The sequence below is a fragment of the Streptosporangium sp. NPDC049248 genome, from assembly GCF_040678965.1.
GTDB classification, from domain to species: Bacteria; Actinomycetota; Actinomycetes; order Streptosporangiales; family Streptosporangiaceae; genus Streptosporangium; species Streptosporangium fukuiense.
Genome location: NZ_JBFAQY010000044.1, coordinates 9,106 through 33,580 on the forward strand (window position 1 = coordinate 9,106; position 24,475 = coordinate 33,580).

Genomic DNA, 24,475 nt, shown 5'->3' on the forward strand with positions numbered 1-24,475 from the left:
TCACTCCTCGTGGTTGTCGATGACCGCGGTCAGCGCGGTCGCCAGGATGGACACCTGCGGCGGGAAGAGCGCCGTCCGGTGGTCGCCGGGGACGCGGTGCACCCGCACCCCGGCGGCCTGCCGCCGCCACTGGTCCAGGTAGTCGTCGAACGACCGGCCGAGAATGGTCTGGTAGCCGCCCGCGGCGAGTTCCTCGCAGACGATCAGGTCGACCGTGCCCGGGTAGGCGGCGAACCGGTAGCGGGAGCGGGCCTCCAGCATCTCCCGCCAGGAGCGCAGCCAGTGCGTCCAGCCCTCGCCGAGGTCGAGGTCCTCGCCGTCGACCAGCAGGTCGCCGTCATCGATCACCTCGCGCAGCACGGCCATGACCTCGGCACGCGCCTGCTCGCCGCCCGCCCCGTCCCGCAGGTCCGCGAGCAGCCCCTCGGCCCGGCGCAGCACCTCCAGGTTGGCCAGCAGCGGGTTGACGCCGGCCGAGGCGTACTCGAACGGGTCGATCAGGATCAGCCGGGGCCGTTCACCGATCTCGTGCAGCTGGCGGGCCATCTCCCAGGCGATACCGCTGGAGGCGCACCAGCCGAGGATGTGGTACGGGCCCTTCGGCCGCGCCGCCCGCAGTTCCGCCAGGTAGACGGCCGCGATCTCCGGCACGCTCGTGGCGTGACCGTGGTCGCCGTGCAGCCCGGGCCACTCGAAGGCCGCCAGGGGCCGTTCCGGCGCGTACACCTCGGCGAGATGCCGGTACCAGTGGGCGCTCCCGCCGCCGGGGTGGACGCAGAACAGCGGCGTGCCCTCCTGTTGGTCGTTGAGCCGGAGCAGCACCGACGGCCTCGTCCGCTCCGTCGCGGCGGCGGCCGCCAGGCCGCGTACCGTGCGGTGTTCCAGGAAGTCGCGGAAGGTCACCTCGACGCGGTGCTCCCCGGCCAGCCGGGCGACGATCCGGAGCATGAGGAGCGAGTGGCCGCCCAGCTTGAAGTAGTCGTCGTCGCGGCCCACCCGCTCGACGCCCAGCGCGTCGGCCCAGACCTCGGCGATCGCCGTCTCGACCGGGCCGTCCGGCGGCTCGTACCGCGTGGTCACCCTCGGCCGGTCGGAACCGGGCACCGGCAGCGCGGCCCGGTCGACCTTGCCGTTGGCCAGGCGGGGGAAGGACTCCAGGACCACGAAGTGGGTCGGCACCATGTACCCGGGCAGCACCCGGTCGGCGTGGCGGCGCACCTCCTCGGCGGCGCCGCCGCCGAGGAGGATCAGGTAGGCGGCGAGCCGCTGCTCGCCCTGCGGCCCGGGGACCGGGTGCACCACCACGGCCCGGACGTCCGGGTGGCCGGCGAGGGTGTTCTCCACCTCGCCGAGCTCGACCCGGAACCCGCGGATCTTGAGCTGGTGGTCGCGCCGGCCGAGGATCTCGATCCGGCCGTCGCGGCCGCGCCTGCCGATGTCGCCGGTGGCGTACATCCTGCCGCCCGGCCCGGCGGCGAACGGGTCGGGCCGGAACACGTCCGCGGTGGTGGCGGGCCTGCCGAGATACCCCCGGGCCAGCCCGTCGCCACCGACGAAGATCTCTCCGGACACCCCGTCGAGCACCGGTTCGGAGTCCCGGTCGAGCAGGTACACGGTGGTGTCGGCGGCCGGCACCCAGACGGGCCCGTCATCGGTCATCCGGGTGCCGAAGGCGAAGACGGTCGCCTCGCTCGGGCCGTACATGTCCCAGACCTGGGCGTCGGTGGCGCGCAGCCGGGTCATCAGGTCGGCGCTCATCGCCTCCCCCCCGGACAGCAGCCGGAATCCGGCGGGCGGGGACCAGCCCGACTCGGTCAGCATCCGCCAGGTGGTGGGCGAGGCCTGCAGGAACCTGGCGCCGCTGCCGCGCAGCAGCCCGGCGAGCGAGACCGGGTCCCGGCCGAGGTCCTCACCGGCCAGCACCAGGTGGCCGCCGCCTGCGAGGGTGGTGAAGACGGCGAGCTGGCAGACGTCGGTCACCATCGGCACGACCGCGGCCGCCACGTCGTGAACGGCCAGGCCGAGGTTCCGCCGCATCGACCAGACCCGGTCGGCGAGCGCGCCGTGCCGGACCATCACCCCCTTGGGGCGGCCGGTCGACCCGGAGGTGTACACGACGTAGACCAGTTCCTCCGGATCGGGCCGGTGCGGCTCGGCGACCGGCTCGGCGTGACCTATCCGGTCGGGGGTGACCACGACGGCCCCGGCGATCTCGGTGCCGCTCACCACGACCCGCGGCCCGGCGTCGCGCACCAGCGCGGCGATCCGGTCGGCCGGGTGCCCGGGGTCGATGGGGACGTACGCCGCGCCCGCCGCGAGGACGCCGAGCACGGCCGCCACCAGGTCGGGTTCCCTGGGCAGGCACACCCCGACCAGGTCCCCGGCGCGCACGCCCGCCTGGCGCAGGCCGGCCGCCCAACGCCAGGCGCGGTCGCGCAGTTCCCGGTAGGTCAGCGTGGCACCCGCCGCCTCGACCGCCACCGCGTCGGGGATCCGCGCGGCCTGCTCGGCGAAGAGCTCGTGCACACCCCGGCGCGGCCGGGGCGCCCGGGTCCGGTCCACCCCGCCGGTCAGCAGCCGTTCCCGCTCGCGCGCCGGGAGCAGTGACACACCGGCGTCGCCGTCGAGATCGGCGATCATCAGGGTCAGCGCCCGCCGGTACATCCGGGCGAGCAGCTCGGCGTACGGGCGCCCGACCCACGACGACTTGGTGGCGATCACCAGCCCCTGGGCGCCCCTCATGACCGCCAGCGGGAACTCGTTCGGACTGACGTCGGTGCTGCCGGAGGTGTCGACCGTCTCCCGGTCCAGTACGTGGAAGTCGAGGTAGTTGAAGGCCACGTCGAGCACCCGCTGCCCGTCGCCGAACTCGCGCTGCATCTCGGGCAGCGGGAAGCGGCGGTGCGGCCACAGTTCGACCTCCTCGGCGAACACCGCCTCGACCAGCTCGCGCCAGGTGGCCGCCCCGGCCGGGGCGACGAAGGGCACCGGGTTGAGGAACATGCCGCGGACCCGGTCCCCGCCCTCGACCTCGGTACGGCCGTTGCACACCAGGCCGCAGTAGAACGGCCCCGGACCGGCGACCGCCCGCCACACGGCGACGTGCGCGGCGAGCAGCACGCTCTTCAGCGACGTCCCCGCCGACGTGGCCACCCGCCGCAGCTCGGCCTCGATGTCGTGGAACGGCACGACCGTCGAGTACGCCCCCGGCCCGTCCGGGTCGGCCCAGGCGGCGGGGATGGTCAGCCGGTTCGCGCCGCCCAGCCGGTCCCGCCAGAACGCCCGGTCGGCCCGGCCGGTCAGGCTGTGCCGCTCCTGCGCGATGAAGTCGGCGTACCTGACGGCGCTCGGCTCCTCGGCGGGCACCGGCCGGCCGTCGCGGATCGCCCGGTAGAGGTCGAGCACCTCGGTGATGATCGAGTTGTGGCTCCAGCCGTCCAGGATCGCGTGGCACTCGGTGATCGAGAAGTACCACCGGTCGTCGCCGACCTGGTGCGCGTGGACGCGCAGCAGCGGTGCCGCGCCGAGGTCGAAGAGCCGTGCGCGCTCCGCCGCCCGGAACGCCGTCATGCTCGCCTCCCGCTCGTCCGGCGACTCACCGCGCAGGTCCGCGTACCCGACCTCGACCTCCACCCGGTCGTGCACGAGCTGCAGCGGTTCGGAGAAGGTCGCCAGGTCGAACGAGGTGCGCAGGATGTCGTGCCGGGCCACGACCTCTTCGGTCGCGGCGGCGAACGCCGCGGCGTCGAAGACGCCGGGATCACGGATCAGGTAGCTGGTGATGTTGTGGTAGGGGTTGCCGTCCGGATCGGCCAGCAGCTCGTAGACCATGCCGGCCTGGACCCGCGCCATCGGATAGGCGTCCACCACTCCGGCCGGCACCTTCGCCCGGTCCTCCGCGCCGATCAGCGCGAACGGCGGCGTGCCGGCCCGCTCGACGCGGGTCGCGTCGCCGTCGCCCCCCAGGATCAGGTCGGCGATGTTCTGATGCCGGAACAGGCTCTGCACGGAGTAGTCGAGGCCGCCGGCGCGCAGCGCCCCGACGAGGCGGACCGCGCGGATCGAGTCGCCGCCGAGCTCGAAGAAGTTGTCGTCCACGCCGACCCGCTCGATGCCGAGCACCTCGGCCCAGATCCTGGCCATCGCCGTCTCCGCCTCGGTCCGCGGCGGGACGTAGCCGTCGCCCCGGTCCTGCCGCGAGCCGTCGGGGGCGGGCAGCGCCCGCAGGTCGACCTTGCCGTTGGCGGTCAGCGGCAGCTTCGGGACGATCACGAAGGCGGCCGGGACCATGTGGCCGGGCAGCCGCTCGACCGTGTACGCGCGCAGCTCCGCCGCGCCGATCCGCGCGCTGTCCCTAGGCACGGCGTAGCCGATGAGCCTGTGTTCGCCGGGCACGCTCTCGTCCACGGTGACGACGGCGTCGTCCAGGTCCGGATGGCCGGACAGGCACGCCTCGACCTCGCCGAGCTCGATCCGGAACCCGCGGATCTTCACCTGGTCGTCGAGGCGGCCGAGGAAGCCGATGTCGCCGTCCGGCCGCCACCTCGCCCGGTCTCCCGAGCGGTAGAGCCGGGAGCCCGGCGGCCCGAAGGGATCGGGCACGAAGCGGTCCGCGGTCAGCGCGGGACGGCCGAGGTAGCCGCGGGCGACACCGGCGCCGCCCACGTGCAGCTCACCCGGCACGCCGACCGGCACGGGACGCATCCGCCCGTCGAGCACGTGCAGGGTGAGGTCGCCGAGGGGCCGCCCGATCGGGCTGCGGTCCCCCGCCAGATCGGCCGGGCCGAGGGGCCGGTAGGTGACGTGCACGGTCGTCTCGGTGATGCCGTACATGTTGACGAGCCTCGGCCGCTCGGCGCCGTACCTGTTCCACCAGGGTTCGAGCATGCCGACGTCGAGCGCCTCCCCGCCGAAGATCACCAGCCGGAGCCGGAGCCGGTCGAGGGCGGCCTCACCGCGCCTGGCCAGATCGACCAGCGAGCGGAACGCCGACGGTGTCTGGTTGAGCACGGTCACGCCCTCGTCGGCGAGGAGCACGGCCAGGTCCCAGGGCGAGCGCGACACCTCGTAGGGGACGACGACGAGGCGTCCGCCGTACAGGAACGCGCCCCACATCTCCCAGACCGAGAAGTCGAAGGCGTAGGAGTGGAACAGCGCCCAGACGTCGTCCGGGCCGAAGCCGTAGTCGTCCTCGGTCACGGTGAACAGGCGGACCGCGTTGGCGTGGGTCACCTGGACACCCTTGGGGCGGCCCGCGGACCCGGAGGTGTAGATGACGTAGGCGAGATCGCCGGGGTGCGTCCGGAGCGCGGGCGCCTCGGCGGGCAGCGCCGCGATGCGGCCGATCTCGTCGGCGTCGTCCAGACACAGGCGGTGCCCGGACACCCGTTCCGCCAGCGCGGTCTCGGTGACCACGACACGGGCGGCGGCGTCCCGGATGAGGAATTCGATCCGCTCGGCCGGGTGGTCCGGATCGAGCGGCAGGTAGGCCGCCCCGGCCTTGAGCACCGCGAGGACGGCGACCAGCATGTCGACGCCGCGCGGCAGGCAGATCCCCACGAGGTCCTCGCGGCCCACGCCGAACTCCGCCAGCCGGTGCGCCAGCCGGTTGGCCCTGGCCTCCAGATCGGCGTAGGTCAGGTGCCGGCCGTCGAAGGTCACCGCGATCGCGCCGGGCCGCTCCCGCACCCGGGCGGCGAAGCGCTCGTGCAGGCAGGGCTCGCCGAGCGCCGGGACGACCGGCCCGCGGACCAGCCGGTCGAGTTCCGCGGCGCCCAGCAGCGGCAGTTCGCTCACCCGCGTCCCGGGGTCGGCGACGGCCGCGCCGAGCAGGCGGACGTAGTGCTCGGCCATCCGCCGCGCGGTGTCCGGGTCGAGCAGCGCGCGTGCGATGGTGGCCTCGCCCGCGACCGAACCGTCCGGCCTCTCCTCCAGCGTCCAGCTCAGGTCGAACTTGGCCTGGCGCGCCAGGACCGGGACCAGCTCGCCGGAGACCGCCCCGGCCGTGAAGCTCAGCGGTTCGTTGTTCTGCAGGGTCAGGTTGACGCTGACCAGCGGGTGGGTGGACAGGTCCCGGCCGGCCGCCAGCGCGTTGACGACCCGCTCGAACGGGACGTCCTGGCGGGCGAAGGCCTCAAGGGCCGTACCGCGGGCGCGATCGAGCAGCTCGGCGAACGTCGGGTCGCCGGACAGGTCGGCTCGCAGCACGAGCAGGTTGACGAACGGGCCGATCACGTCGTGCGTCTGCGCGCGGGTCCGGCCGGCCACCGGGCTGCCGACGGCGAAGTCGGCCTGGCCGGTGTACCGGTGCAGCAGCGACCAGAACGCCGCCAGGTAGACCATGAAGGGCGTGGCCCGGTGCTCCCTGGCCAGGACCCGGACCCGGTGCCCGATCTCGGCGGGGATGTCGAACCGGACGGTCTCCCCCGCCGGTTCCCACACCGCCGGGCGCGGCCGGTCCGTCGGCAGTTCCAGCGCCGGCAGGTCGCGGAGGGTCTCCGTCCAGTGGTCGAGGTCGCGTTCCAGCCGTTCACCGGAGAGCTGGTCGCGCTGCCAGGCCGCGAAGTCGGCGTACCGCAGACCGGGCGCGGGCAACTCCTCTCCGGTGGCCAGCGCGGCCAGCTCGCGTACCAGCAGGCCGCCCGACCAGCCGTCGACGGCGATGTGGTGCAGCATGAGGACCAGTACGTGTTCCTCGGGTGCCAGCCGTACCAGCCTGGCGCGCAGCATCGGGCCCGCGGCGAGGTCGAACGGCGTGCCGGTCTCGGCCTCCAGCAGGGCGTCGAACTCGGCCGGGGTGAGGTCGTCGAAGACCAGATCCACCGGTCCCGGCGGGTCGATCGTCTGGATCGGTTCGGCGTCGGGCCCCTCGGTGGTGTAGCGGGTGCGCAGGATCTCGTGGCGACGTACCAGTTCGTCGAGGGCCGCGCCCAGGTCGACGCCGGAGAGGTCACCGTGTAGCCGGATCACCAGCGGCACCAGGTAGTCGGTGCCCCCCGGGCGGAGCCGGTCCAGCACCCAGAACTGCCGCTGCGCGAAGGAGAGCGGCGGTGGAACGCCGGGAGGCAGGACCGGGACGACGCCCTCCCGCCCCGCCGCGCGCCGGGAACGCAGGCGATCCCTCAGCAGCCCGGCGCCCGCGCTCGTCTCCGGCTTGGTCACGTCAGTGCTCATCGTCTCTTCCCTCGTACGATGTGGGGGCGGCGGCCTCGGCCAGCCCTTCCAGCGCGGTGGCCTGCGCGCGGACGGTGGTGGCCTCGAACAGGACGCGTAGCGGGATCTCCAGTCCGAACAGGTCCTGCAGCAGGGCCATCAGGCGGGTGGCGAGCAGCGAGTGGCCACCGAGTTCGAAGAAGTCGTGTTCCACGCCGACGGCGGGCAGGCCCAGCACGTCGGCCCAGGCGCCGGCGATGGCCTCCTCCACCTCGGTGCCCGGCGGGACCGCCTCCTCCGGCGCGAGGGCGGTGCCCGGGTCGGGCACCGGCAGCGCGCGGCGGTCCACCTTCTGGCCCGCGGTCGCGGGCAGCCCGTCCAGCGTCACGAACAGCGCGGGCACCATATACTCCGGCACCCGGTCGCGCAGGTGGGCGCGGAGCTCCGGCGACGACGGCCCGGAGTCGGTCCCGGCCCCGGGCACCGGCACCACGTATCCCACCAGCCGGTGGTCGCCCGGCGCGAGTTCCTGCACCGCCGCGGCGGCCGCCTGGACGCCGGGGTGCGCGGCCAGCGCGGTCTCGATCTCGCCGAGCTCGATCCGGAACCCGCGCAGCTTCACCTGGGCGTCGATCCGGCCGATGAACTCGATCACCCCGTCGGGACGGTACCTGACCTGGTCTCCCGTCCGGTACAACCGTTCTCCGGGCTCCTCGCCGAACGGGTCGGGGACGAAACGATCGGCGGTCGGCCCCGGCTGCCGCAGGTACCCCCGGCTGACCCTCGGGCCGCCCAGGCAGAGCTCGCCGACCACGCCGACGGGCACCGGGTTGAACGCCGCGTCCACCACGTAGGCCCGGGTGCCCGGCAGCGGGCGGCCGATCGGCAGGCCCGCGTCCGGGGCCGCCGCGGCCACCTCGGCCGGGGTCACGGGATGGCACAGGCCGCCGATGGTGGCCTCGGTCGGGCCGTACACGCAGAGGAACCTGGCGGGCAGGCCGGTGGCCAGCCAGAGCCGGGCGTCCTGGTAACCGACCGCCTCGCCGCCGACGGCCAGCACGCGCAGCGCGGCCGGCCTCGGGTCGCCGGGCCGGATGCCGGTCATCACGTCGCGGTAGTAGGTGGCCGCGAGCGCGACATGGGTCACCCCGGTCTCGGCCAGCAGGTCCGGCAGGTCGGCGGGGGCGACGACGCCCGGGGCGCCGATCACCACGGTGGCGCCCGCCAGCAGGGTGGCGCCCATCTGCGCCATCGCCGGGTCGAAGATGAGCGGCGCGTGCAGCAGCACCCTGTCCCCGGGACGGATGTCGTGCGCGTCCGCGTGGACGCGGCAGTGGTGGGTGTACGCGCCGTGCGGGACGACGACCGCCTTCGGCCGGCCGGTCGAGCCCGAGGTGTAGATCATGTACGCGGCGCGACCGGGGTCGCCGGGTGGGAGGTCGCCGGGGGGCGCGTCCCCCGCCTCGCCGGCCGTCCCTCCGACGGTGAGGACCGGGACCGAGACGGGCAGGGGGAGCGTCCGGCGGTCGGTGAGCACCGCCGCGGGCCGCAGGTCGCCGAGCATCGCCGCCAGGCGTTCGGCGGGTTGCGCGGTGTCCAGCGGCACGTACACCCCGCCCGCCCGCAGCACGGCCAGCAGCGCGGTCACCGCCGCCGGTGACCGGTCCAGGTAGACGGCCACCGGGTCCTCGGGGCGCACCCCCGCGGCGTGCAGCCGCCCGGCCAGCGCGGCGGCCCGGTCGTCCAGCTCGGCGTAGGTCAGGCGCTCACCGGCGTACTCGACCGCGGGCGCGTCCGGGGTGCGGGCGGCCTGGGCGGCGAACGCCTCGTGCAGGGATTCGCGCGCGGCCGGCGTGGCCCGCGGGTTCCAGTCCCGCAGCAGCCGTCCGCGCTCGGCGGGGTCCAGCATGTCGAGGCGGCTGACGGGCCGCTCCGGTGCCGTCGCCGCCGACTCCACCAGGGTCCGGAAATGTCCGGCGAGGCGGTGGATCGTCGCCTCGGTGAACAGGTCCGTGGCGTACTCCAGCTCGGCCCGGTAGCCGCCGTCGGCGCCGGCGACGAGGCCGAAGGTGAGATCGAACTTGGCCGTGGTCCGCTCGACGGCGACCGGCCGCACGTCGAGCCCCGTCAGGCGCGGCGGTTCCGGCGCCTGCTCGCGCAGCCCGAACGTGACGTCGCACAGCGGTGAGCGGGACAGGTCCCGCTGCGGGGCCAGCCCCTCCACCAGCCGGTCGAAGGGCAGCTCGTCGTGGCTGAAGGCGTCCAGCGCGCTCTCCCTGACCCGGCCGATCAGGGTCGTCACCGTCGGATCGCCGGCCAGGTCCACCCGCACCACGACGGTGTTGACGAAGAACCCGACGACGTCGTCCAGTTCCGCCTGGCCGCGACCGGCGACGACCGTGCCGATCGCCACGTCGGTGGCACCGGTGTAGCGGCCGAGCATCGCGGCGAACACGCTCAGGAAGGTCATGAACGCGGTCGCGCCCTGCCGCCGGCCGAGCGCCAGCAGCGGCTGCGCGATCTCGGCGGGGATGTCGCAGGTGACGGTCGCGCCGTGGCCCCGGCGTACCGGCGGCCGGGGCCGGTCGGCGGGCAGTTCCAGCGGCTGCAGTCCGGCCAGCCGATCACGCCAGTGATCCAGCTCACGGTCCAGCACCTCGCCGGTCAGCCGGGAACGCTGCCAGGACGCGTAGTCGGCGTACTGCAGCGGGGGTGGCCCGAGCACCGTCGGCCGGCCCTGCACCCGGGCCTCGTAGAGCTCGGAGAGCTCGCGCGCCATGATCTGCTCGGACCAGGCGTCGGCGACGATGTGATGCATGACCAGCAGGAACACATGCTCCCGGGCGCCGAGCCTGATCAGGTAGGGCAGCGCGGGCACCTGCCCGGCCAGGTCGAAGGGCCGCTCGGCGAGCGAGCGGACGAGCGTGGCCACCCGTTCGGAGTCCGCGCCGGACAGGTCGACGACCTGCAGCGGAACGGGGGCGGCCGGATCCACGATCTGGACCGCGCCGCCGTCCTGCCCGGTCGGGTAGCGGGTGCGCAGGGCGCCGTGCCGGGCGAACAGCCCGGTCAGCGCGCCGGCCAGGGCGTCCGCGTCCAGCCGCCCGGACAGCCGGAACGCCCAGGTCACGTGATACCGGCCGCCCTGGTCGAGGAGATCGAGGAACCACAGTCGCTGCTGGGCGAAGGAGAGCGGGACCGGTCCGGCCCGCCGTTCCGCGTCCAGCGGGACGATCTCGCCGGCGGCCTGGACGCCGAGGCCGTCGACCCTGGCCGCCAGCGCGGCGGCGGTGCGGTCCTCGAACACGGCGCGGACCGGCAGGGCGACGCCGAACGCGGCCCGCAGCCGGGCCGCGATCCGGATCGCCAGCAGCGAGTGGCCGCCCAGGTCGAAGAAGTCGTCGCCGGTCCCGACCACGTCGAGCCCGAGCACCTCGGCCATCACATCCGTCACGATCTTCTCGGCCGGGGTGCGCGGCGCCGCGGGGACGGCCCGGCCGGGGAGCCGGACGCCGTCCGGGTCGGGCAGCGCGGCCCGGTCGATCTTGCCGCTGGAGGTCCGCGGCAGGCGGTCCACGGTGAGCAGCACCGAGGGCACGTACGGCTCGGGCAGCCGCGCGAGCAGGAACTCGCGGATCTCCCGCCGCGCAGGCGCCTCGCCCCGCGCCACCAGGTAGCCGACCAGCCGGGGCAGGCCGTCGGGTCCCCGCCTGGCCTCGACCACGGCCGCGGCGAGCGCGGGATGCCGGGACAGCACGGCCTCGACCTCGTCCAGCTCGATCCGGACACCGCGGATCTTGACCTGGCGGTCGGCCCGGCCGAGGAACTCCAGCGCGCCGTCGGTCCTGCGGCGCACCACGTCGCCGGTGCGGTAGGCGCGGGCGCCCGGCGGCCCGTACGGGTCGGGTACGAACCGGTCGGCGGTCAGTCCCGGCCTTCCGAGGTAGCCGCGGGCCAGGCCGTCCCCCGCGGCGTGCAGCTCACCCGGCGTGCCGACCGGGGCGAGCCTGCCGTCCGGCGTGTGGACGACCACGCGGGTGTTGTCCAGCGGCCTGCCGATCGGCACGATGCCGGGTCCGTCGCCGGGCTCGTACGACCACGCGGTCACGTCGATCGAGCATTCGGTCGGGCCGTAGGTGTTGACCAGCGCCGTCCTCAGCCGGGTGGACAGGCGGGCGGCGAGCTCGCCGGGCAGCGGCTCACCGGCCGAGAAGAGCAGCCGGAGCGTGCCGCAGCGTTCCAGGCCCGGCTCGTCGGCGAGCGTCCGCAGGAAGGAGGGGACGCCCTGGAGCACGGTGATCCGGCCCTGGACCAGCGCCTCGACCATGCTCGCCGGGTCGCGCTCGGTCCCGTCCGGCGGGAGCACCACGGTGCCACCGGACACCAGCGGTCCGAGGAACTCCCAGACGGAGGCGTCGAAGGTGACCGACGTCTTCTGCAGGAGCCGGTCCGAGGCGCCGAGCCCGTGCTCGTGGACCGTCCACAGCACCCGGTTGCGGATGCCGCGGTGCGGTACGGCCACCCCCTTGGGCCGGCCGGTGGAGCCGGAGGTGTACATGACGTACGCCAGCCCGTCCAGGTCGGTGCCGACCGGCGCGGATTCGCCGGGGCGGGCGTCGATGCCGGCCCGCTCGGCGGCCAGGTTCAGCACCGGCGTGCCGTGGCCGCTCGCCGGAGACGGCTCGGCGCCGACGACGACCAGCCGCGCCCGGGAGTCCCGGAGCATCCAGGCCAGCCGGTCGGCCGGGTGGGCGGGGTCGAGCGGAAGGTAGGCCGCTCCGGCGCGCAGCACCCCGAGCAGCGCCACGACCAGCTCCGGTCGCCGGGGCAGGCAGACGCCCACCACGTCGTCACGGCGGATGCCGGCGGCCCGCAGGTGGTGAGCGAGCCGGTTGGCGGCGGCGTCCAGGTCACCGTAGGTGAGCGCGGCCCCGTCACACTCCACCGCGACCCGGCCGGGGGCCAGGGCCGCCTGGCGGGCGACCAGCTCGGGCAGGCCGAGGTCGGGCCTGCTCCGGACGGGGCCGCCGGCACCGGCGGTGAGCGCGTGCCGCTCCGCGTCGTCGAGCAGCTCCAGCTCCCCGAGCGCGCCGTCCGGCCGGGCCGCCGCCGAGGTCAGCAGGGTCAGGTAGTGGCGGGCGAGCCGGTCGGCGGTGGCCCGGTCGAAGAGCGCGGTCGCGTACTCGATCTCGCCGGTCAGGCCGCCGTCGGCGCGCCGGGTCAGCTCCATGGTGAGGTCGAACTTGGCGGTGCGCCACGGCACCGGCTCGGGCGAGACGTCCAGCCCGGGCAGCCGGAACCGCTCCTCGCCCTCCTCCCGGAACGCGAAGAGCAGCTGGAACAGCGGGTGCCTGGACAGGTCGCGGCTCGGTGCCAGCTCCTCCACCAGCCGCTCGAACGGCAGCTCGTCGTGCTGGTACGCCTCGGCGACGACGTCCTGGACCCGGCCGAGCAGCGTGCTGAACGACGGGTCTCCGGTGAGGTCGGCGCGCAGCACGACGGTGTTCACGAAGAAGCCGATCAGCCCCTCGGCCTCGGCGGAGTCGCGGCCGGACATCGGCACGCCGACCGCCAGGTCCCGCCGCCCGGTGTGACGGGCGAGCAGCGCGTAGAAGCCCGCCAGGTAGGTCGTGAACGGGGTGGCCCCGGCCCGCCTGCCGATCTCCTCCAGCGCCCCGGCCAGCGCGGGCGGCACGTCGAAGCGGAGGACCGCCCCCCGGTGGTCGCCGACCGGGGGACGGGGCCGGTCGGTGGGCAGTTCGGTCGGCTCCAGGCCGGTGAGCCTGCCGCGCCAGTGCGCCAGTGCGCCGTCCAGCGCCTGCCCGGCGAACCGCTCGCGCTGCCAGGCGGCGAAGTCGGCGTACTGCAGGGCCGGTTCCGGCAGGTCCCGGCCCGAGTAGGCGTCCGCCAGCTCGGTCGCCAGGATGCCGCTCGACCAGCCGTCGGTGGCGATGTGGTGGGTCACCAGCACCAGGACGTGCTCGACCTGCTCGCCGGCGCCGGCCCTGATCAACCGGACCCGCAGCACCGGGCCGCGTGCCAGGTCGATCGGCGTGGCCAGTTCCGCTTCGAGGACCGCGGCCGGGTCCGCGTCCTCGGCGACCGGGCGGAGCCGCGACGGCGGGTCGACGACCTGCGCGGGCTCGCCGTCGGAGCCCGCGACGTAGCGGGTGCGGAGGATCTCGTGCCGCTCGGCCACCCGGGTCAGCGCCCGCCCGAGCGCGTCGACGTCGAGCTCTCCGCGCAGCCGCAGCGCGGTCACCACGAGGTACTCCGTCCCGTTCGGGCGCAGCTGGTCCAGCACCCACAGGCCGCGCTGCGCGAAGGAGAGCGGCAACGGGCGGGACCTGTCCGCGGGGGTGACGGGCGAGGAGAGGACGGTCTCCCGCGGCGTCTCCGGCCGCCGCGCCCCGGCGGACGCCCCGAACATCTCCTCCATCTGGGCGCGCGTCCGGGCGGCGACGAGGTCCGCGAGGGTGGCCACGGTCGGCGCGGCGAACACGTCCCGCACCGAGACCGGCACTGGGAACCGCTCGCGCAGCCGGGCCACCACCCGGGTGGCGAGCAGCGACTGCCCGCCGAGGTCGAAGAAGCGGTCGTGCCTGCCGACCCGGCCGGCGCCGAGCACCTCGGCCCACACCTCGGCGATGGTCCGCTCCGCCGGGGTGGCGGGCGCGGTGTAGGTCTCCGCGCCGCCCAGCGGGGCCAGGGCGGGCAGCGCCCGGCGGTCGAGCTTGCCGTTGCCGAGCAGCGGCAGCTCGTCGAGGGTCCCCCACAGGGTGGGCACCAGGTGACCGGGGAGCCGCTCGGCCAGGTAGGTGCTGAGCTCGGAGAGCGGTACGCCGGGGCCCGCCGGGAGGATGTGCGCGGCCAGCCTCGGGTTGCCCGGGTCGGACCGGTCGGCGACCACCGCGGCGGCGCGGACGGCCGGGTGCTCGGCCAGGACGCCCTCGATCTCGCCCGGCTCGACGCGGAAGCCGCGAATCTTGATCTGCTGGTCCGCGCGCCCCAGGAAGACCAGGGTGCCGTCGGGTCGACGCCGGGCGAGGTCGCCGGTCCGGTAGAGGCGCGCCCCTGGCTCGGTCGCGTACGGATCCGGTACGAAGCGGTCCGCGGTGAGGCGCGGGCTGCCGAGGTAGCCCTGACCGACCCCGCGCCCGCCGACGTAGATCTCGCCGGCCACGCCGGGCGGCACCGCGCGCATGGCGTCGTCGAGCAGGTGGACGGTGGCGCCGGGGATCGGCCGGCCGATCGGGACCGGACCCGGCGCCGTCTCGCCCGCGGGCACGACGTGCACGCAGCAGGCGACGGCGGTCTCGCTCGGACCGTAGCTGTTGACGATCCGGGTCGCCGGGGCGTGCGCGGCCCAGGTGGCCAGCTGTTCGCCGCGCAGTTCCTCGCCGCCGACCACCAGGCATCTGGCCGCGGCGGCCAGCACGTCGGCGGGGAGCGTCCCGGCCAGCAGGTCCAGGTGGGTCGGGGTCAGCTTGACGACGCCGTAGGGGCCGTCGGCCAGCGCCCGCGCCAGCTGCTCGACACCGGCCGCCTCCTCGTCCACCAGCCGCACTGGGGCTCCGGCGGCCAGCGTCGGGTAGAGCGAGGTGAGGGCGAGGTCGTAGGCGATGGAGGTGTGCAGCGGCGACCCCGCCCCGTCCCCCGGCCGCAGTTCCGCACAGGCCCAGCGGGTGTAGCCGGCCAGACCGCCGTGGGTGACCATGGCCCCCTTGGGGCGGCCGGTGGATCCCGAGGTGTAGACCACGTACGCCAGGTCGTCCGGGTGCGGCCGGGCGTCCGGCGCGGTCGGCGGGCAGGCCCGTATCCCGGCCCGCTCGGCCGGGTCGTCCAGCGCCACCAGCCGGACTCCCGCGGGAAGCAGCGGGGCGGCGTCGGCGGTCGCGACCAGCAGCGGCGCGGCGGAGTCCGCCAGCGCCTGTGCCAGGCGCTCGGCCGGATGGGCCGGGTCGAGCGGGATGTAGGCCGCCCCGGATTTGAGCACGGCCAGCAGCGCGACGACGAGGTCGGCGGTTCTCGGCAGCCGGACCGCGACGAGCGTGCCGCGGCGGGCGCCGAGCGCGCGGAGGCGGCCGGCCAGCCGGTTGGCCTCGCGGTCCAGTTCGGGGTAGGTGAGGGTGGTTCCGCCGCCGGTGACGGCGATCCCCTCGGTGACGGCCGCGCGGGCCGCGATCAGCTCCGGCACGGTGCCGGAGTCGTCCGGCACCGGCTCGCCCGCCAGGACGGGCGCCGCGGCCTCCGCGCCGGTGAGCAGCGGCAGCCGCCGCACGGGTGTGTCCGGTGCCGCGACGGCCGCCCGCAGCAGCCGCACGTAGTGGTCGGCGAAGCCCGCCATCGACGAGGCGTCGAAGAGCGCGGCCGCGTACTCGATCCGGCCGTCCAGGCCGCCGTCCGGCCGCCGTGTCAGATGGCAGCCCAGATCGAACTTGGCACCCGGCAGGTCGGGGAGCTCCACTCCGGACGGGCGGGCCGCCGCCTCGTGCGTGGCGAACATGATCGAGAACAGCGGGTTGCGGGACAGGTCGCGCTGCGGCGCGAGTTCCTCGACGACCAGCTCGAACGGCACCTCGGCGTGCGCGTACCCGGCCGTGGCGCTCGTGCGGACCTCCGCCAGCAGGTCGGCGAAGGTGGCCCGGTCGGCGAGCGGCGCCCGTACCACGATGGTGTTGACGAAGAGGCCGACGAGACCGTCCAGCTCGGGCCGGTTCCGCGCGGAGACCGGCACGCCGACGGCCAGGTCGCTCTGGCCGGTGTAGCGGGCCAGGATCGCGAGGAAGCCGGCCAGCAGCGTGATGGACGGCGTCGCCCCGTGGCCGCCGCCGAGTTCGTCGAGGCGGGCCGCCAGCTCCGGCGGGACGGCGAACCTGACCGTACCGGCTCTCGGGTCGCGGACCGCGGCGCGCGGCCGGTCGGCCGGCAGCTCGGTCGGCTCCATCCCGGCCAGCCGCTCCCGCCAGAACCCCAGCTCCCGCTCGACGAGCTCGGCGGCGGACCCCGCCATCCGGTCGCGCTGCCAGATCGCGTAGTCGGCGTACCGGACCGGGAGCGGCGGCAGCGGCCTGCCCTCCAGCGCCGCGACCAGCTCTCCGGCGAGCACCTCGTGCGACCGGTCGTCGGTCGCGATGTGGTGCAGCGTGAACAGCACGGTGTGCTCGCCGCCGGCGTCGCGGACCACGCGGACCCGGACCGGCGGGGCCGCGGACAGGTCGAAGGGGCGGGTCATCTCCTCGGCGAGCACCTGCCGGGGGTCGCCGTCCTCGATCCGCGCCGGGACCGGCCCGGCCGGCTCGACGACCTGCGCCGGCTCGCCGTCGCCCTCGGCCGGGTAGCGGGTGCGCAGGATCTCGTGACGTTCGAAGAGCCCGGTCAGCGCGGCACGCAGCCGGTCGGGGTCCAGCGGGCCCGGCACCCTCACCGCGAGGGGCTCCAGGTAGGAGGTGCCCTCCGGGTCGAGCTGGTGCAGGAACCACATCCGCCGCTGCGCGAACGAGAGCGGCGCGGGACCGGTCCGCGGCGCGACCGGCACCGGCGGGAGGGCGCGGCCGGCGCTCTCCAGCCGTGCGGCGAGGCGCTCGACGGTGCGGGCCTCGAACAGCGCGGCGACCGGCAGCTCGATCCCCCGCTCGGCGCGCAGGCGGCCGACCACCAGGTTGGCCGAGAGCGAGTGCCCGCCCAGGGCGAAGAAGTCCGCCTCGGCGTCGGCCACCGGGCGTTCGAGCACCTCCGCGAACGCCGCCGCCACCGCGCGTTCCGCGGGCGTCCCCGGTTCGCGTCCCGCCGTGGCCGCGGGGGCGGGCATCGCCCGCAGGGCCGCCCGGTCGATCTTTCCGTTGGGCGTCGTGGGGAACTCCGCCACCTCGAGGAAGTCCGCCGGGATCAGGTACGGCGGGAGCAGCCGCGCGCAGTGCAGACGCAGCTCCGGCGCGGAGGGCGGCGCGGCCGGGTCGACCGGCTGGACGTGGGCGACGAGGCTCGTCCCGGCGCCGGTCTCGATCGCCTGGACCACCGCGAACCGCACCCCCTGGTGGGCCGCCAGCACGCCCTCGACCTCGCCAGGCTCGACCCGGTGTCCGCGGATCTTGATCTGGTCGTCGGTGCGGCCGAGGATCTCGATCCTGCCGTCCGGGTGCCGCCGGGCGACGTCGCCGGTGCGGTACAGCCGTCCGCCCGGCACGGTGCCGTAGGGGTCGGGGACGAACCTGTCGGCGGTCAGCGCCGGCCTGCGGTGGTAGCCGACCGCGACGCCGTCGCCACCGACGCACAGCTCTCCGCTCGCCCCGGCGGGCACCGGGTTCAGTCCGTCGTCCAGGACGTGCAGCGTCGTGTTGGCCACCGGGGCGAAGTCGCGCACCTCGCCGTCCTCCAGGAACGCGACCGAGGACCACACGGTCGTCTCGGTCGGCCCGTACAGGTCCCACAGCCGCGCGCCGGCCGCGCACAGGCGGCGCGCGAGCTCGGCGGGCAGCCGCTCGCCGCCGCAGAGCGCGGTGAATCCGGCGGGCGGGCTCCAGCCGCCGTCGAGCAGCAGCCGCCAGGTCGTCGGGGTCGCCTGCATCACGGTCGCGCCGATGCGGTCCAGCAGGGCGGCGAGCCGCTCCGGGTCGCGGGCGTCCTCGGGTTCGGCGACCACCACGCGCCCTCCGACGACGAGCGGCAGGAACAGCTCCAGTGCCGCGATGTCGAACGACACGGTGGTCACGGCCGGGAAGACGGTGCCGGGGGCCAGCCCCGGCCGCGCGCGCATGGACCACAGGAAGTTGGTGAGCGCCCGGTGCGAGACCAGCACGCCCTTGGGCCGCCCGGTCGACCCCGAGGTGTAGATGAGATAGGCCGGGTCGTCCGGCGCCACCGCCCGAGGTGCCACCGGGGACGGCGGGGGCACCTCGGGCTCCGCGAGGTCGTCGATCCGCACCAGGGTGACCGGCGGGGTGGCCGGCGGGGTGGCCGCGGCCACCCCGCCGGCGCCGGAGGTGACCAGTACCCTCGCCCCGGCGTCGTCGAGCACGTAGCGGAGCCGGTCGGCCGGATGGGTGGGATCGAGCGGCACGTAGGCCGCCCCGGCCAGGTGCACGCCGACCAGCGCCGCGACGAGTTCGACGCCGCGCGGCACGGCCACGCCGACCGGTTCGCCGGACCGCACGCCGAGCCGCCGCAGGCGGCCGGCGAGGGCACCGGCCAGCGCCATGAGCTCCGCGTAGCCGAGCCGCCGGTCGCGGCACTCGACCGCCACCGCGTCCGGCGTCCTGGCCGCCTGCGCCGCGATCAGCTCGTGCACCGGAAGCGCGGGGTACGGCTCCCGGCCCCGTTCCGGGGAGTGGTCCTCCGGTGGCGTGTGCCGTCCCGGAGGGGTGGGATCCACACCGGTCTGCTCGGGCATGCTCATCGTCCCCTCGGGATGGCTCGGCGGATCGTCAGCGAGCCTCGTCGGCCATGCGCAGCCGCAGGCTGAGCGGGCGCATGTCGGTCCAGACCCGCTCGATGTGGTCCAGGCACTCCTGCCGGGTCCCGGAGGCGCCCTCGGCCCGCCAGCCGGCGGGCAGCGCACGGTCGGCGAACCAGACCGAGTACTGCTCCTCGTGGTTGACCACGACCAGGTACTTCTCGTCCGCGGACATCTCTCTCCTCAGCGGTCGCGTTGTTCCACTTCTCCCGGACCCGTCTCCGGGTCCGTGGAGAAGTCGGGAAGGTGGATCCCGAGCCCCCGCGCCGCGGCCTCGTCCATGACGTGGGCGGCGAGTGCGGCGTCGAGGGCGCCGAGCCCGAAAGGCGAGAACACCGTCACGGACCCGGCGTCATAGGGCAGCGCGCCGGCCCCGGCCAGCAGGTCGCCGATCTCCGCGGTGACGAATCCCCGGTCCCCGGTCAGCCGCGCGGCCAGGTCGAGCGAGGTCGCCTCGCGGCAGACGTGGTCGGTGTCGTCGACCACGTTCCTGGCCGCCAGGATCGACTCGGGGGTCAGGTCGCGCAGCGACACGTGCAGCACGACGGTGCCCGGCAGGCAGGAGTCCGCACTCAGGTGCGGCTCGCCGGCGGTGGTGGCGAGGGAGACGATCCGGTGCGCGGCCAGCGCCTCCTCGACGTCACCGGCGATCTCGACCTTCAGGTCGGGCACCCGGGACGCGAACTCCCGGGCGCGCTCGGGGTCGAGGTCGAACACCGTGACCGCCTCCAGCTCGGGGAGCTGTGACCGCAGGAAGCGGAGGATCTCGAAGTTGACGACCCCGCAGCCGATCAGCGCGACCCCGCTCCTGACCTCGCCGGGAGCGTCGGCGGTGAGCGTGGCCGCGGCCACGGCCGCGCCGGCCGCGGTGCGCCTGGCCGAGATGACCGCCCCCTCCAGCAGCGCCACCGGCCGTCCGTCCGTGACGGAGTTGAGCAGGATCGCGGCCGACGCCCGCTCCAGCCCGAGGGTCAGGTTCCCGGGGAACGACGCCACCCACTTGACCGCCGCGACCGGGCGCTCGCCCCCGACGTAGGCGGGCAGCGCGATGATCCGGTCGCGCGTGTTGCCGGGGAAACGCAGGAAGACCGAGTGCGGTACCGAGGTCTCCCGCCGCGAATGGGCCAGGTAGGCGTCCCTGACGGTCCGGCAGACGGCGTCCTCGGCGCCGTCCAGCACCGCCAGCACGTCGCTCCTGCGGAGGATCAGCATGTCGTTTGCTCCTTCCAGAGGTGGGCGATGTCGCCGAACCTCTCCTCCACCCAGACGTCGGAGTAGATGGTGTCCAGGTACCGCTCGCCCCGGTCGGGCAGCAGCAGGACGCAGTTGGCGCCGGCCGGGATCTCCGCGAGCCGCTGCGCGACCGCGCTCACCACGGCGCCCGAGGAGCCACCGCCCAGGATCGCCTCGACACCGACCAGCCGCCGGCAGCCGACCACGCAGTCCTGGTCGGTCATCCGGGCCACGGAGTGGGCGATGCCGTCGTAGTACAGCTCCGAGCGGATCGCCGCGCCGTGTCCCGGGATGAGCCGCCGGCAGGACGGCTCGCCGAAGATGGCGCTGCCCTCCGCGTCGACGGCGACGATGTGCGTGCCCAGCCCGTGGTCCGCGACGAACCTGGCGCACCCGTGAATGGTGCCGCAGGTTCCGGTGGCCACGAAGAGGTAGTCGACGTTCCCGTCGAGCTGCCGGACGACCTCCTGCATGATCGTTTCCTGGGCGCGGGCGTTGAGCGGGTTGGCGTACTGGTTGGGCCAGAACGCGTGGGGAATGTCGTGGACGAGTTCGCGGACGCGCCGGATCCTGGCGGACAGGAAGTCGCCCATCTCGTTGTCGGGCTCGCGTACGATGTCCAGCTCCGCCCCGTACGCGGCCAGGATCGCGAGGTTCTGGGCGGTCATCTTCGGGTCCGCCACGCAGATGAACCTGAGACCGAACCAGCGGCACACCTGCGCGAGCCCGATGCCGAGGTTGCCCGAGCTCGACTCGACGACCGTCGACTGGTTCGGGATGAGCTCGCCGCGTTCGATCGCACCCAGCACCATGCCCATGGCGGACCGGTCCTTCATGCTGCCGCCCGGGTTCAACGACTCCAGCTTGGCGTGGAACCGGGCCCGAGAGTCCCCGAAGAGGCGCGTCAGCCGCACCAGGGGGGTGGCACCGACCGCGGAGAGGACGCCGTCACCGATCCGCGCGCTCACCGCCGGAGTCGTCCGGCCGGGGGGCGCACAGTCGATGGCCTCATATCCTGCGCTCACCGTTCCGCTCCGTCAGGCAATTCAGAAGATATGCTCCGCGAGACATTGGCACCTTTCCGGACGGCTTCATTCTCATGGGTTTCCGGCGGCACCCGCCGGAACCCGCCGAACATATTTACCGGACCACCTCGAATGGCTGTCCACGGCAACGGGCCCCAAAACGTGGCCCGACCATAACCAGGGCGCCTCGACAGGGTCAATAGCGCAGTCCACGGAAATGGTCGTTGCCGCAAAAACTCCAGCCGTGCATGATAAGTCTCGGCACCGCCGAATTATCGCATCGTATTCACCGAATGAACGGGCCGCCCGGCGCATTAATGCCGTTATCAGACGATGGACGGGAGCTGTCCCGCCGGCGGGACAGTTGGGCGACGCGGACCGCCGGGGAGCACGCCATGGCCGCTCCGACCCCCGAACGCGAAGGAGAATGCCGAGATGACCACCATTTTGCCCGCTCCGGCAGGCCCGCTGAATAATGTTCGGCCGATGACCGGTGAGGAATACCTGGAGTCGTTGCGCGACGGCCGCGAGGTATATATCGGGGGCGAGCGCGTGCCGGACGTTACCACTCACCCGGCCTTCCGTAACAGCGCACGTTCCATCGCCCGGCTGTACGACGCGCTACACGAACCGGAGGCCGCGGATGTATTGCGTGTGCCGACCGACACGGGAAACGGCGGATTCACCCATCCGTACTTCAAAACGGCCCGTTCCGCGGCCGATCTGGTCGCCTCCCGGGACGCGATCGTCGCCTGGCAACGGCTCGTCTACGGCTGGATGGGCCGCACCCCGGACTACAAGGCCGGCTTCTTCGGCACCCTGGAAGCCAACGCGGACTTCTACCGCCCGTTCCAGGACAACGCGCTGCGCTGGTACAAGGAGGCGCAGGAGCGGCTGCTCTACTTCAACCACGCGATCGCGCATCCCCCCGTCGACCGGGACCGGCCGGCCGACCGGACCGCGGACGTGTGCGTCCACGTCGAGGAGGAGACCGACTCCGGCCTGATCGTGTCCGGTGCGAAGGTCGTCGCGACCGGATCCGCGATCACCAACGCGAACTTCATCGCCCACTTCGGCCTCCCGCTCAGGGACAAGAGGTTCGGCCTGGTCTTCACCGTGCCGACGAACTCTCCCGGCCTGAAGTTCATCTGCCGCACCTCCTACGAGCAGGCGGCGGCGGCACAGGGCAGCCCCTTCGACTACCCGCTGTCCAGCCGGATGGACGAGAACGACAGCATCATGGTGTTCGACCGGGTGCACGTGCCCTGGGAGAACGTCTTCATGTACGACGCCGGCGCGGCCAACTCCTTCGCCGCCGGATCCGGGGTCCAGGAGCGCTTCACCTTCCACGGCTGCGCGCGACTGGCCGTCAAGCTGGACTTCATCGCGGGCTGCGCGATGAAGGGCGTGGAGGCGACCGGCGTCTCGACGTTCCGCGGCGTGCAGGCCCAGATCGGCGAGATCCTCAACTGGCGCGACCTGTTCTGGGGGCTGTCCGACGCGATGGCCAAGTCACCGACCTCGTGGCACGGCGGCGCCGTGCAGCCGAACCTCAACTACGCCATGGCGTACCGCACGTTCATGGGCGTCGGCTATCCCCGCATCAAGGAGATCCTCCAGCAGACCCTCGGCAGCGGCCTGATCTACCTGAACTCGCACGCCGCCGACTGGAAGAACCCCGACGTGCGCCCCTACCTGGACCGCTACCTGCGCGGCTCGCGGGGCATCGAGGCCATCGACCGGGTGAAGCTGCTCAAGCTGCTCTGGGACTGCGTCGGCACCGAGTTCGCCGGACGCCACGAACTCTACGAGCGCTCCTACGCCGGCGACCACGAGGGCATCCGGGTGCAGACGCTGCAGTCCTACACGGCGAGCGGGCAGGCCCAGGCGCTGAAGGGCTTCGCCGAGCAGTGCATGGCCGAGTACGACCTCGACGGGTGGACCCGTCCCGACCTGATCGGCCCGGAGGGCCTGCCCGGCCACACGCGTTGACGCCGCCCCACGGAGACATCGCCCGCAACGGAGGAACCATCATTGGCCATCATCGCGCTTGAGCCGTCGGCCCGGCCCCGCCGGGAGTACCACCCGCTCGCGTGGAAACCGCTGTCGCTGATCGTCGCGGCCGTCGTCGTGCCGGTGGCGCTGCTCATCGACGGCTACGGCTACAACATCGACGAGCTCTACTTCATCGCGGCCGGCCGGCAGCCGGCCTGGGGATACGCCGACCAGCCGCCGCTCGTGCCGCTGCTGGCCGCGCTGACCGACGCCCTGTTCCCCGGTTCGCTGCTCGCGCTCCGGCTGCTGGACCTGCTCGTGGTCGCGGCCGGTGTCGTGGTCACCGCGCAGATCGCGCGGGAGATGGGCGGCCGGGGGCGGGCGCAGGTCATGGCGGCCGCCGCCTACGCGATCGCCTTCCTCGGCCAGGCGGGCAGGCTCGACACCGAGACGTTCGACGTCGTGCTGTGGATGACGGCCGGACTGCTGGTGGTCCGCTGGGTCCGGCTGCGCGGCGAGGGAAGGACCGGCCGGAGCGCCGACCTGCCACTGCTCTGGGCCGGCGTCGTCACGGCCGTGGCGTTGCAGGTCAAGTTCCTCATCCCGGTCTTCTGGGCGGCCCTGGCGGTGAGCGTGCTCGCGGTCGGCCCGCGCGACCTGCTGCGGCGGCCGGCGCTGTGGGTGGGGGCCGCGATCGCGGTGGTGGCCACGGTGCCCGGCCTGGTCTGGCAGACCGTGCACGGATGGCCGCAGCTCCAGGTGGCCGCCGCGCTGACCGGGGAGAACGCGATGCTCTGGGGCGGCCGGCCGATGTTCCTGCCGCTGCTGCTGCTGGTCACCGGCATCCCGGTCGGTACGGTGCTGTTCTGTTACGGCCTGTGGGCGCTGCTGCGCTGCCCCGACCTGCGTGACCACCGCTTTCTCGGGTGGACCGTGCTCGGCGTGATCGCCATCCTGCTCGCGGCCGGCGGCCGCTTCACCTACGTCGGCGGGGTGTTCCCCCTCGTCTTCGCGGCGGCGGCGGTACGGATGGAGCGGCACCGGCCGGCCCGCTGGTGGCGCTGGACCGTCAGCTGGCCGGTCTTCGCGCTGGCCGCGCTGCTGCCGCTGGTGCAGCTGCCGATCACCCCGGTCGCGGAGCTCAGGCAACCGACCACCCCGCAGGAACGGTCGGACATGCTGGAGGCCTTCCTCCAGCTCGGCTGGCCCGAGCTCGCGAACTCGGTCACCCGGGCCTACCACGCGCTGCCGCCGGCCACCAGGGACCGGACCACGGTCCTCACCCGGTACTTCTGGCAGGCGGGCGCCCTGGAGGTGCTGGGCACCAGGCAGGGGCTGCCGCACCCGTACAGCGGGCACCGCGGGTACGGCTACCTGGCGACCCCACCCGAGGAGCCGGGCCCGGTCCTGGTCGTCGGCGGGATGAACGACGAGCTGCGGTCGATGTTCTCCGGTGTCCGGCAGGTGGGCACCGTCGAGGGCAGGATCGGCCTCGGGATCGGCACTCCGATCTGGTTCTGCGAGGGCCGTACCGCGGCCTGGTCGCGGATCTGGCCGCTGCTGAGGCGGGAGGACGCCGCCCGGCGGGCCCGGCCGGGCTCCTGAAGGACCGCATGGG

Annotated in this window: 7 protein-coding genes; 2 read left to right on the forward strand and 5 right to left on the reverse strand. The window is 74.2% G+C overall.

Translation table 11 applies throughout. The annotated features are described in order from the left end of the window. From AB0K21_RS41865 to sbnA, 5 genes are read right to left on the reverse strand one after another with little or no spacing between them, the layout of a single operon-like run. Window positions 1–7,173, reverse strand: a complete 7,173-nt coding sequence (locus AB0K21_RS41865; RefSeq protein WP_364158260.1) for an amino acid adenylation domain-containing protein — start codon at window positions 7,171–7,173, stop codon at window positions 1–3. Next, entirely contained in the window at window positions 7,163–18,541 is an 11,379-nt protein-coding gene (locus tag AB0K21_RS41870) for an amino acid adenylation domain-containing protein (RefSeq protein WP_364158263.1), read from the reverse strand. The genes AB0K21_RS41865 and AB0K21_RS41870 overlap by 11 nt, the downstream gene beginning before the upstream one ends. 34 nt (window positions 18,542–18,575) lie before the next feature. Next, window positions 18,576–18,779: an MbtH family NRPS accessory protein gene (locus AB0K21_RS41875; protein WP_326645853.1), complete on the reverse strand. Its 204-nt coding sequence runs from the start codon at window positions 18,777–18,779 to the stop codon at window positions 18,576–18,578. Between the two features lie 8 nt (window positions 18,780–18,787). Next, on the reverse strand, window positions 18,788–19,816 hold the full coding sequence (gene sbnB / locus AB0K21_RS41880) for a 2,3-diaminopropionate biosynthesis protein SbnB (RefSeq protein ID WP_364158268.1): 1,029 nt from the start codon (window positions 19,814–19,816) through the stop codon (window positions 18,788–18,790). After that, window positions 19,810–20,862: a 2,3-diaminopropionate biosynthesis protein SbnA gene (gene sbnA / locus AB0K21_RS41885; protein WP_364158271.1), complete on the reverse strand. Its 1,053-nt coding sequence runs from the start codon at window positions 20,860–20,862 to the stop codon at window positions 19,810–19,812. Before sbnA ends, sbnB begins: the two co-directional genes overlap by 7 nt. A 486-nt stretch (window positions 20,863–21,348) precedes the next feature. On the opposite strand from sbnA, the gene AB0K21_RS41890 reads away from it, so the two are divergent. Together AB0K21_RS41890 and AB0K21_RS41895 are read left to right on the forward strand one after the other, a co-directional pair. After that, window positions 21,349–22,854: a 4-hydroxyphenylacetate 3-hydroxylase N-terminal domain-containing protein gene (locus AB0K21_RS41890; RefSeq protein ID WP_364158274.1), complete on the forward strand. Its 1,506-nt coding sequence runs from the start codon at window positions 21,349–21,351 to the stop codon at window positions 22,852–22,854. Window positions 22,855–22,896: 42 nt separating this feature from the next. Next, entirely contained in the window at window positions 22,897–24,462 is a 1,566-nt protein-coding gene (locus tag AB0K21_RS41895; protein ID WP_364158277.1) for a glycosyltransferase family 39 protein, read from the forward strand. The last annotated feature ends 13 nt before the right edge of the window (window positions 24,463–24,475 follow it).